Source organism: Bradyrhizobium sp. UFLA01-814, from assembly GCF_046718885.1.
GTDB classification, from domain to species: domain Bacteria; phylum Pseudomonadota; class Alphaproteobacteria; order Rhizobiales; family Xanthobacteraceae; genus Bradyrhizobium; species Bradyrhizobium elkanii.
The window spans coordinates 49,485-59,665 of record NZ_JAQOSR010000030.1; the positions used below are offsets into that span (position 1 = coordinate 49,485).

General features: G+C 59.1%; 11 protein-coding genes and 1 pseudogene. 4 read left to right on the plus strand and 8 right to left on the minus strand.

Going from position 1 to position 10,181, the window contains the following annotated elements:
* Positions 1 to 87: 87 nt before the first annotated feature.
* On the minus strand, positions 88 to 360 hold the full coding sequence (locus PMN64_RS12000; RefSeq protein ID WP_411780852.1) for a DUF2285 domain-containing protein: 273 nt from the start codon (positions 358 to 360) through the stop codon (positions 88 to 90).
* A 101-nt stretch (positions 361 to 461) separates the two neighbouring features.
* Between PMN64_RS12000 and PMN64_RS12005 the strand changes: the two genes are divergently transcribed.
* Positions 462 to 692, plus strand: coding sequence for a helix-turn-helix domain-containing protein (locus tag PMN64_RS12005; protein WP_411780843.1), 231 nt, complete (start codon positions 462 to 464; stop codon positions 690 to 692).
* Between the two features lie 294 nt (positions 693 to 986).
* Here the strand turns inward: PMN64_RS12005 and PMN64_RS12010 are convergent, their stop codons facing one another.
* Together PMN64_RS12010 and PMN64_RS12015 are read right to left on the minus strand one after the other, a co-directional pair.
* A complete protein-coding gene (locus tag PMN64_RS12010) occupies positions 987 to 1,130 on the minus strand; it encodes a transcriptional regulator domain-containing protein (protein ID WP_411780844.1) in 144 nt (47 codons plus the stop codon).
* A 161-nt stretch (positions 1,131 to 1,291) separates the two neighbouring features.
* Entirely contained in the window at positions 1,292 to 1,564 is a 273-nt protein-coding gene (locus tag PMN64_RS12015) for a DUF2285 domain-containing protein (protein WP_411780845.1), read from the minus strand.
* Between the two features lie 228 nt (positions 1,565 to 1,792).
* On the opposite strand from PMN64_RS12015, the gene PMN64_RS12020 reads away from it, so the two are divergent.
* Complete coding sequence (locus PMN64_RS12020; RefSeq protein WP_233475408.1) at positions 1,793 to 1,963, plus strand: helix-turn-helix domain-containing protein; 171 nt, start codon at positions 1,793 to 1,795, stop codon at positions 1,961 to 1,963.
* A gap of 178 nt (positions 1,964 to 2,141) precedes the next feature.
* Here the strand turns inward: PMN64_RS12020 and PMN64_RS12025 are convergent.
* Positions 2,142 to 2,319 (minus strand): annotated as a pseudogene (locus PMN64_RS12025) (DUF932 domain-containing protein); the annotation flags it as partial.
* 80 nt (positions 2,320 to 2,399) lie between these two features.
* Positions 2,400 to 2,711: a DUF736 domain-containing protein gene (locus PMN64_RS12030; RefSeq protein WP_411780846.1), complete on the minus strand. Its 312-nt coding sequence runs from the start codon at positions 2,709 to 2,711 to the stop codon at positions 2,400 to 2,402.
* Positions 2,712 to 3,627: 916 nt separating this feature from the next.
* Between PMN64_RS12030 and PMN64_RS12035 the strand changes: the two genes are divergently transcribed.
* Positions 3,628 to 5,178 carry a Fic family protein gene (locus PMN64_RS12035; RefSeq protein WP_411780853.1) on the plus strand — a complete coding sequence of 517 codons (1,551 nt, stop codon included), beginning with the start codon at positions 3,628 to 3,630 and terminating at the stop codon, positions 5,176 to 5,178.
* Positions 5,179 to 5,606: 428 nt separating this feature from the next.
* Here the strand turns inward: PMN64_RS12035 and PMN64_RS12040 are convergent, their stop codons facing one another.
* From PMN64_RS12040 to PMN64_RS12050, 3 genes are all read right to left on the minus strand, one after another.
* On the minus strand, positions 5,607 to 6,545 hold the full coding sequence (locus tag PMN64_RS12040) for a DUF2493 domain-containing protein (protein WP_411780847.1): 939 nt from the start codon (positions 6,543 to 6,545) through the stop codon (positions 5,607 to 5,609).
* Between the two features lie 316 nt (positions 6,546 to 6,861).
* Complete coding sequence (locus PMN64_RS12045) at positions 6,862 to 7,905, minus strand: toprim domain-containing protein (protein WP_411780848.1); 1,044 nt, start codon at positions 7,903 to 7,905, stop codon at positions 6,862 to 6,864.
* A gap of 162 nt (positions 7,906 to 8,067) precedes the next feature.
* A complete protein-coding gene (locus tag PMN64_RS12050; protein WP_411780849.1) occupies positions 8,068 to 9,030 on the minus strand; it encodes an ArdC family protein in 963 nt (320 codons plus the stop codon).
* A gap of 415 nt (positions 9,031 to 9,445) precedes the next feature.
* Between PMN64_RS12050 and PMN64_RS12055 the strand changes: the two genes are divergently transcribed.
* On the plus strand, positions 9,446 to 9,691 hold the full coding sequence (locus PMN64_RS12055; RefSeq protein WP_411780850.1) for a hypothetical protein: 246 nt from the start codon (positions 9,446 to 9,448) through the stop codon (positions 9,689 to 9,691).
* Positions 9,692 to 10,181: the final 490 nt, after the last annotated feature.

Sequence of the window (10,181 nt, forward strand, 5' to 3'; positions counted from 1 at the left end):
GTTTGTCACCACGTGGTGCTCCCAGATGACCACGCTTCGGCGGGAGAAGGCGATTTCTCAAAGAATGCCTCGGTCAACGGATTTCTTCTAATTCGACCCAGTGCCACGCAACAGACGTCCATGTTCGGTCATCCACTTCGCGCGCGCGAGATGACTCTGGTATGCGTTGCGCGCCCGGTCCGGCTCACACTCCGGATCGATATGCAGGACAATTCGAGCGACTTCCCGCCAGTCTGCGCCCTCACCCTCGGCTTGTAGAAGGCGAATGTACGTTACAACGTGCTCCTCATCGTAAGATGTCGGCGCTGGCCCGGCGGGAGCCAGGTCTGCCACGTTAGGATCGAGCGGAGGGATCTGCATGATCTGACGGTCGCGGAGTTTACTGTCTAACGATTCATAGGGCCGCACTTTGTTAAGTATATCGAGGTGCAATATACTGAACAAGCGGCATCTTTGCCCGCATGGATTTGCGGGAGACATTCGCCACTAACTTGCGTCGTCTACGCAATGCGAGGGGATGGTCTCAAGACGAACTTGCTTTGGAGGCTGAGATAAGCCGGAGCTATCTGAGCCAGCTTGAGAAGGGCGTATACTACGTCAGCATAAAGGTCATTGGCCGCCTTGCCGATAAGCTCGATGTCGAGCCTGATGAGTTCCTAAAACGGACGGCAAAGAGAAGTCGCGCTAAATAGGCGTGGCCCAACTCGCGAACCGAGCCAAAGACTCGGCGAGCGTCGGGCGCAAGTGCGCGTAGTCACCGCCGATCCGGCTGCGTACCCCCGCATGCCAGCCGTGTCGGCTGCGGGGCGAACCTGGCCAGCTGCGAGATGCTGCGTCACTGCCAATGGGCGACGCGGTCATTTCGATCGGAACGACGGTCGGCAGAGCCTTGGGCGCCCAAAAGACCGTCTGTTGCCTGAATGACCTCAACGGGTCATGGGCGAAAGCAGATGCCCCATCTCTTCTTGAATTCGGGCGTCACTTCGTCATTCGGGGCCGTTGGCGATCATCGCTTCGTAGTCGCGTCGGTAGTCCATGCTGCGACGAAGACATTCCCAGGCGATGTCGGTGATTTCGGCGTCCTGTAGGCTTTTGTAGAATTCCGGCGACCGCCATTCGAACTCAGGCATGGCTTCCACCCGCATGCACGCAGCTAACACTGCGGTGCAATAATCGTGAACGGACGAGTTGTAGGAAAGTCCCTAGTTTGGCAGCACGTGGTGCTCCCGGATGAGCACGTGTCGGCCGGATAAGACGATATCCGAATGGATGTTTGGTCGATGGGCTTCTTCTAATTCGACCACGTGCCCCGTAGGAGACGCCCCTGCTCGCTCATCCACTTGGCGCGCCCAAGATGAGTCTGGTATGCGATCCGCGCGCGCTCCGGATCGCGCTCCGGATCCTTATGCAGGATTATTCGAGCAGCTTCCCTCCAGTCCGCGCCATCACCCTCCGCCTGCAGAAGGCGAATATACGTAATGACATGCTGCTCGTCATAGACTGTTAGCACCGACTCTTTTGGCGCGACATCCGCGACGTCAGGATCCAGTTGGGGTTTGGTCATGAGAACTCCAACAAGCGTTCAGACCTCCTTAGAGGACCGAGGTTGATACGTCTCATTTTAGTCTCATTCCGATTCTGCCAGCGGACGATACGAAATACATACTATAGGAGATAAACCTCATAGTATGTAAAGACGCAACTTGCGCCGATGGACATGCGCAAGTTGGTCGGCCGGAATTTCGCAAGACTGCGGAAGCAGAAACGCTTCACACAGGAGAAATTCGCCGAAATGTCCGGCTTCACCCAGCAATATATCAGTGACCTGGAGCGCGGCCGCCGTAATCCAACTGTGGTAACCCTTTTCGAACTCGCTAGCACGTTGGGCGTCAGTCATGTTGATCTCGTCCTCCCCGACGAAGACGCGCGAAACGAACGATCAAAATCTACTAAGCGCAAGTAATCGAATCAGTAAAACCATCTTGAAGGATCGTGAACCCTGACTTTCGCTCACCGGGCTGGAGGTCCGGCCGGACGCAGACACGCGCTACCGCCGTCGATCCAGCTTGCCGGATCGCCGGCGGCGCACCATGCCTGGAATCAAGACCGCGCAACCGACGTCCGGTTACGCGGCCATGTCTTCAGATGGCGAGCTCCGTCAAGCGCCTTGCATTGCCCTCCAGCTCGAGACGAAGTCTCCTGGTCAGCCTTACCGTGCGCAAACGCAGTAATGCCCTGTACGAAATCGAGGATGCCTTCCGGCTTGCGATTTTCCTCGCCCAGAACGGTTTCGATGATTTTCGAGGCCTCGGATTTGGATGCTCTTCCTGCCTTCCCGCCAAGCGGCAACATAAATGGAAAAGGCCCCGCCTCGGAAGAGGCGGGGCCGATGACCCCTATCAGTCGCCGTTGCGGCGGGACCAGATCAGGGTGAAGCCCTCGTCGCCGTCGACCTTCACCAGCGAGGCGTAGATCGGGGCCGGGAAGCTCGGATCGTCGAGCTTGACCGAGAGGTATTCACGATCGCTGTCACGGGCGATCTTCTTCCAGGCGGCGCCGAACTCGGTCACACCGGCGAAGATGCGGTAATCAGGCGCCTTGTCGTTGTCCTTCTCGGATGCGGCGAACCTCGCCTTGATGTTCAGCGTCAGCGTCTTGATGAAGCCGATGTAGCCGTTGTCCGAAGCGGTGAAGGTGCCGATGGTAGCCATGGTAGTCTCCGTTGGTTGCTCGGGCCGCGCCCATCGCGGCCTCGATGGCGATCCTTGGCCCGGGGAGCGATCGGCCCGCACCCTTTTGGGCCCGCAGCGCCAGCGGAGGACGGCGACAAGCCTGCTTTTTTGTCTCCCGCGAGGAATGCCGCCCACTTCGCGGCAGGGGAAAAAAGCAGGCTTAAGCCGTTGCGGGAAGGCGATCGAGGCCTTGGCCGTCCCTCGGGCCTGATCAGCCCATTCGAGGTTGCGTTGGACGCGCGCCATGAACGAACTGACGAAGACAACCATGGCGGCCGACACCGACACAGCACAAGGACTCAGGCTGGAGATCGGACATATGCTGACGGTGGCGCATTAGCGACAAGGAAGGCTCACCTGGGAAAACGCGAGCGAACCCAATCGCATTCGCAGCGTACGGGATCGAAGGCAAAGCCGGAGTTGGTCGCCAGAAAGCGATCTCGATATTCGCAGTCATCACACGAACAAGGCATCCGACCTCAATGCTGCTGATTGACCAGCGCGACACAGCATTCCCTTGGCCTGCCGCGTACCTATGCGGAGCTTCGCCGGGTTGTCGCCAAGTCGCAGTGACGGTGCCGCAAGGGCCGCGGCAACAGCGCCGTCGTGGGAATGTGTCGTTCGCATGTTCTTTCGATCTGGCCGTCTTCAAATCCCAGGGGAGTGGCTGCTCTGGAGATGACGCCTTCGAAGAAGCAGCGCACCTGCGGCACGCTCGGCATCGTCGGCCAATGGCCTTTTCCAGCAGGGACTGGATCGCCAGATTGGCAAGCGGGGCAATCAGTGAATAATTTTCACAAAAATAACAATTTTTGAGTATTTTTCATGGAATGCTCAGACCCCGATGATTTTGGAGTTTTTCGCGAAGAAAATTCAGGAATCGGGAGTATTTTTCATGAATTTTAGCGCAGATGCACGATTTTCAGGGCGAGTGAGCGTTTTTCATGACCGGCGGCTCCCCGAGACAGCGGTTCCGGTCGGCTACGCCGCCCTGATCGACGCCTATGATCTGCCCGTCCCGGTTCCCCGGACGCTTTCGGCGATCGGCACCAAGCACCGCATTGTTGAAAAGGACCACTGGCACATCTATACGCCGCGCCACGCGCCCGAGGCCTCGCTTGAGGGGCATCTGACCTTTGCGCTCAAATACGAAGGCTTGGATCTCGCCCTCCTGAAGCGGCTTTTCCTCGCCGTCAAGGACGAAGACGTCGCCGAAATTGTGCGGCAGAAGCCTACAGGGGTCTACACGCGCCGCATCTGGTTCTTGTACGAATGGCTGCTCGGCCATGAGCTGAGGTTGCCTGCCGCAGACAGGGTCTCGTATGTGGATGCTGTCGACACCGACATCCAGTTCGCAGGTGCGGGGCAGAATTCGGCCCGGCATCGCGTCCGCAACAACCTTCCCGGCACGCCGGAATTTTGTCCACTCGTCTTCAAGACATCTGCGCTGAACGAATTCATCGCGCAGGACTGGAAAGATCGCGCGCGCGCCGTCGTGAGCCAAGTGCCGAAGGATCTGCTCGCCCGCACGGCCGCCTTCCTTCTGCTGAAGGACTCGAAGTCCAGCTACGTGATAGAAGGCGAAAGGCCGCCGCAGGATCGAATCCAGCGATGGGGCCGCGCTATTGGCGAAGCTGGTCGCGCACCGCTCAACGGGCAGGAGTTTCATCGCCTGCAGCGCCTCCTGATCGGGGACGAGCGTTTCGTCAAGCTCGGCTTCCGCAAGGATGGCGGCTTCGTCGGCGAGCACGACCGCGACACGCAACGCCCCATTCCGGACCATATCAGCGCGCGGCATGAAGACATCGCGTCGCTCATGGCCGGATTGATCGCTTTCGACCACAGCGCCGAGAATGACCTCGATGCCGTTATCGCGGCGGCCGTGCTCGCATTCGGGTTCATCTATATCCACCCATTTGAGGACGGCAACGGGCGCATTCATCGCTATCTGATGCATCATGTTCTCGCACGTCGGGGGTTCAACCCGGCGGGCGTGCATTTTCCTGTGTCCTCGGCCATCCTCGATCGGATCGCCGAGTACAAGAGCGTGCTTGGGAGCTATTCGGGCAGGCTGCTTTCCTGCATCCAGTGGGAGGCAACGCCAAGGGGCAACGTCAGGGTTCTCAACGATACGGCAGATTTCTACCGATTCTTCGATGCGACACCGCACGCGGAGTTTCTGTACGCCTGTGTGCGTCAGACGATTGAGCGGGATCTCCCGAACGAAACCAACTTCCTTGTCAGCTTCGATATGTTCCGCGCCGGCATTGCGAACATGATCGACATGCCGGAGCGGACGCTGAACAATCTATTCGGCTTCCTCAGACAAAATCAGGGCAAGCTGTCGAAGCGCGCAAGAGAGGATGAATTCGCTGCGCTTACGGAGGACGAGGTCTCAAAGATAGAACAACTATATGCAGATTCGTTCGGCCAAACCGGAGAGTAACCGATGGTACATCAGATTAGATCGGAGGCGCGGCTTGCGAAGAATATCTCTATCCAGCTCGACATCTCGATCCGAGCGAATCTCGATCTGGCGCTGGCAAAGGAAGACACTCGTCCACCGAATCGAGGCGGGTATCTCATGGAGCCAATCATAACTGCAGCGAAGAATGAGAGGGTCACGAGAGCAAAGGTCAGCCAGAAAAACACTGAGCCCAATAACCTTAAGGATAAATCCAAGGGCCAGCATGGTGGTGGTCTCGCACTCAAAGATGACCGATTATGCCTTCCACCATACGGCGCATTTCGACACATAGATCCAAACGCGAGACAAGAACCATTTCGCATGAAGTTCGCTTCGATGAGCGGGCTATCGACCTCTCGCGTTGCTTGCGCGAACCGATTTTCGGCAAGAGTCGAGTAAGACGGCGCTCACGCGCCGTCCTTGCCGAATTTCCAGACCGGAATCCCGAGTTTCTTCGCCTTGTCGGCGAGATTATCCTGTATGCCGGTCCCCGGAAAGCACATGATTCCCATCGGCATGACTGCCAGCATGGCGTCGTTGCGTTTGAATGGTGCAGCCTTGGCATGCTTCGTCCAGTCCGGTTTGAAGGTGATCTGCGACACCCTGCGATTGCTGGCCCATTTTGCAGCGATCAATTCAGCCCCCTTCGGCGAGCCGCCGTGAAGCAGCACCATGTCGGGATACTTCGCGTGGACCTTGTCGAGCCGGCCCCAGACGAGCGAAACGTCGTTGAAATCGAGTCCGCCGGTAAGGGCGATCTTGGGTCCCGATGGCAGCATCGCCTGGGTTTCTGCGCGATGCTTGGCGGCTAGGAAGTCGCGGCTGTCGATCATCGCGGCAGTGGGCGTGCGATGGCTGACCAGTGATCCGGCGCGAGGACGCCAGGGCGAGCCAGTGTGAAGCTCAAATTGCTCAGTAGCCAGGTCGCGGAACAGCTCCATGGCGTTGCGGCGTTCGACCAGTGAAATGCCGTCGGCGGTCAGCCTTTCGAGCTCAACGGATCGCACTTCCGAGCCGTTCTGCTCGCGTTGGCTCCTCTGCTGCGCCTGCTCATTGGCGTCGAGCCCGTGCTCGATACGGCCCACCGCGCGATGTAAGAGATTGACGGTCGACCAGAGCAGGCCTTCCAGATCGGGCTCAAGTCGGGTGTCGCTTAAAGTTGCCACGAAGGCGTCGAAGATATCGGCGACGGCGCCTGCGATCGCTTTACCTTCGGGCAACGGCCTTGGGTCGGGCTCGCCGTGGAACGGACGGTACCCGTAAAGCTGAAGATCACTAAGAATGCGGTCAGTCGGTGATGAGTTGTGTCGGGGTTCGAACTCGATGTCGTCATGGTCGGTCGTCATGGTGAGAGGTCCTTTGCCGGATCGGCCGCACCCATCGCGGCCTTCGTGGCGATCACCAGACGGCACGCGGACCGAGCCAGAACCCCGGAGGCCTAAGCCGAGGGCGCCGAAGCGGAGCGGAGGATGGCCAAAACCCGGCTATTTTGCTTCGCGATGCAAAGGCCCGCAGGGCCGGCGGAAAATAGCCGGGCGCGGCCATTGCCGGGTCGGTGCGCTTGCTGTCCGATCGCGCTCTAGAAGGCCGGGGGCGACCGCTTCCAGCGACACCGAACTTGAGCCGATCGGCATGAAGCTATCGGGACCGAACTCGCCGCCGCTATCCCCGCTTGCTCGCAGCTAAAGACAAGAAGCGGACGGCGTCCTCTGGAACGAGTTGCTCGCATAACGTTGCTCGAAATTCCACGGCGGCCATGGCGCGTAGATCATCGTTGAAATCGTCGAGCCTCGGCGACAAAGTGAGCGCTTCAATGCCTGCGGCCTCGGCGCGGGTGGTCAGGCTCGTCGCCGCGCCCCTTCCGGCCGCATCCGCATCGCGAGCGATATAGAGCCGCCGCAACGACGGCGGGAGGAGGATGCCGGCAAGGTGATTGGCCGAAAGGGCTGCCACCATCGGCATGGTTGGCAATACGCAGCGAAGCGACAGCATGGTCTCGATCCCCTCGCCCGCCACCAGGACGTCATCAAGCGCTCCAAAGCGCACTGCGTTGCCCAAGAGATTACCCAATGCGCGTCGCGGCGTATCGACGAGTGCCAAGCTGCGCCCCGAGGGATGAAGCCAGGTGCGGTGTACGCCTGTGATTTGCCCCTTGAGATCGGTCACTCGGGCAATCATCGCCGGGCCGACCTCGATCTGCGTGTCTTCGTTGGGCCGATAATAGCATCGCGCATGGAAACGGAGCGCGCCTTCGTCATGGACGGGTTCGATACCGCGTTCTCGCAAGTAAAGTTGGGCGATGGTCCGATCAATCGGCTGCGACTTGGCAAACAGGCGACGAGCGGCCTCAGCGGATCTGGCTCGGATCGCCCCGCGACCAGGAATCGATGTCGGTTGGGGATTGGGCCTCGGCATACCGAGAAATCGTCGCGCCTCTTTCGCCACATCACGAAAATGAACCAATCCGCAGCTTTGCCGAATGATGTCGAGAAGGTCACCATGCTCTCCGGTGGCGGCATCCGTCCACTTGCCTGCAAGTCCCTGGAGCGTTTCGTTCAACCGTACGAACAGGGATCGACCGGGAGTGTTTCTGCAGTCTCCCACCACCCAATAACGTCCTTGGCGTCGGCCATTGGAGAGATAGTGTCGACAAACCGCCTCGGCATCACGCGACAGACGATGCGCCAGCTCGGAAGCATCAGGCAACCTTCTATCTTCGGAAACAACACGGGAGCGAAACGGCTTTGCCCTATCGGAAGTCTCTGTCATCTGAGTTCACCACGACGAGCGACCGAGAGCCTCTCTCTCGGCCTCCAACCCGTCACAGCGTTTCTCGCGCGCCTCTTCCTCTCGTCCGTCAGCAGGGCCTCATGATGCCACCTCCTCATTCGCGCCGGCCTGCCTGGTCGATGGGACCGCCGTGATTTCAGGAAGGAAGCCGAGCAGATAGTCAGCGGCCTTGCTCGCCTGCGACGCTGCTCGCAGAATCGCGCGGTTATCCTCACGCAGAACGTCGAGCCACGAACCGATATAATCAGCGTGCCGCACGGTGGGCGCGATGCCAAGTGATGTGCAGCAGAATGCGGCACAGAGTTCGGCGATCAATTCCTCGAAGGCGTATCTCTTGGTGTCAAAGGACCCACCAAGGTCGCGATCGAGGCGGGAAGCGTGGCCGCTAGCGTGGCCAAGCTCGTGGAGCGCAGTGCGGTGCCAGTTGATCGGCTCGAAAAAGGCCGCTGGTGGCGGCACCTGGACGTAGTCCTCCACCGGTGCATAGAACGCTCGAGTGCCTCCGACGCGAAAATCGATACCACTCGCTCTGATCAACGCCTCGACCGTCGGCTCGATCATGCCAAGTCGCCACGGCGGTGCAGTGGTCGCAATTTCTGCTGGGAGTACGCATTGATCGGTATTGAAGACGGTAAAGCGCTTCAGGAATGGAACAGCGTGCGCCTCCTCGCCGGTCTCGGACACACGGCGCTTTTCATCAGATGGTACGAAGCGATCGGCATAAACCACAATAGTACCCTGCTCGCCTTTGCGGACATGGCCACCGATTGCAAGCGCCTGACGATAGGTCAGCCAGCGTTGGCTTGAAAATCGGCGCTCCCGGGCTGCACTCCAGAGTATTAGTATATTAACTCCGCTATACGGACGACGTGACGCGGCATTCTCGGGCATGGCTAGCGGCGCCGTCCCAGCCGCAGCGTCCCAAGGCTGAACCCAGGGTACATGGCCGGCCTCCAGTTCGGCGATGATTCTGTTGGTAATTTCGTCATACAAGCTCACCCGGTTCTGGCTGGCGCGCACCGAGGGATGATATTTGGACATCGCGGTTCTCCGCGACGGGCGCCGCGAGCCTCTCTCGCAACATTCAACCCGTCACGACCTCCAGCGACCGCACTCTTCCTCTCTATGTTCGTTTTCGCGCTTGCGCGGCGCAGGTTGGTGTCTCCGGTGCCTCCATCGCGTCAGGGATGGAAGCCCGAAGGGTGAAAACCGGGCGAAGCCCGGCGTTTCAGCGCAGCCGACAGCCCGGCCCGAAAGGGCGACGCCCAGCCGGACCGACACAAGAGGCTTCATCGTCAGTCAGTCTGCAGTACGTAGCGCTCGGTACTCATGCCCTGTCTCTCATTCCAATCTGTCCCCCGAGAAGGATCTCGTCGATTGGAGCAGCTACCGTCCCCCGCCATTCCGACAAAGGAGCGCTTGTTTAGACCCCCAAACGTCGGATCATCGATAGGACTTGTCGGAATTCGAACTGACAGCCCGCAAGAATCATATGCCTCTCAACGAGCGGATTATCCGCGCGCCCCGCCGAATTTTCTCTCGACGAATTGCCATCGAATATTTCAAACCTCAAGCAGGGCTTCAACGACTTGAGGCACCGTTGAATATTGGCTCAATCGATGCCCGGCACTTTTTCGCACTCAAGGCCCGCCGATCACCGCACCAATTGTTGATGACTCTTTTCCTCGCGGCCTTCTCGTGAGCATCCATGTGACTGGAGGGCAGCATGAAGGCCACAAGGTAGCGGCGAATTTGACTTTGGATATCCGGTTTCGTGCTTCCCGAGGCGTTGCACGAATAAGGCCCCTCATCCAGGGATGATGACGCCATTCTACTGAATTCGGCACCGAGATCGTTGCAGCATTGACGCGCGAGCTAACGCCTATGACATCCCGCTCCGCTCTTCCTGCTCGTTATCCACCCATCGGCGCCTGGCCTGCACTCATGCTTGCCGACATGGCCGCCGCCTATTTGGATTTCGCAAATACCCATGAACTCGCGCGAGCCGTAGGCCGCGGCGAGGCGCCGCCTCCAATCGGCTATCGTGGAATTGCGCGGGCGCGGCAACCGGTCTGGTCAAGAGCCGCGATTGATGATTTTGCCGCGCCCCGTAGAACTACCAATTTGGATAGATCAGAAGGCGAGGATTTGGCCTCCCTAGCAAGACGTTAAGGTTGCGCTACAATGAAGCT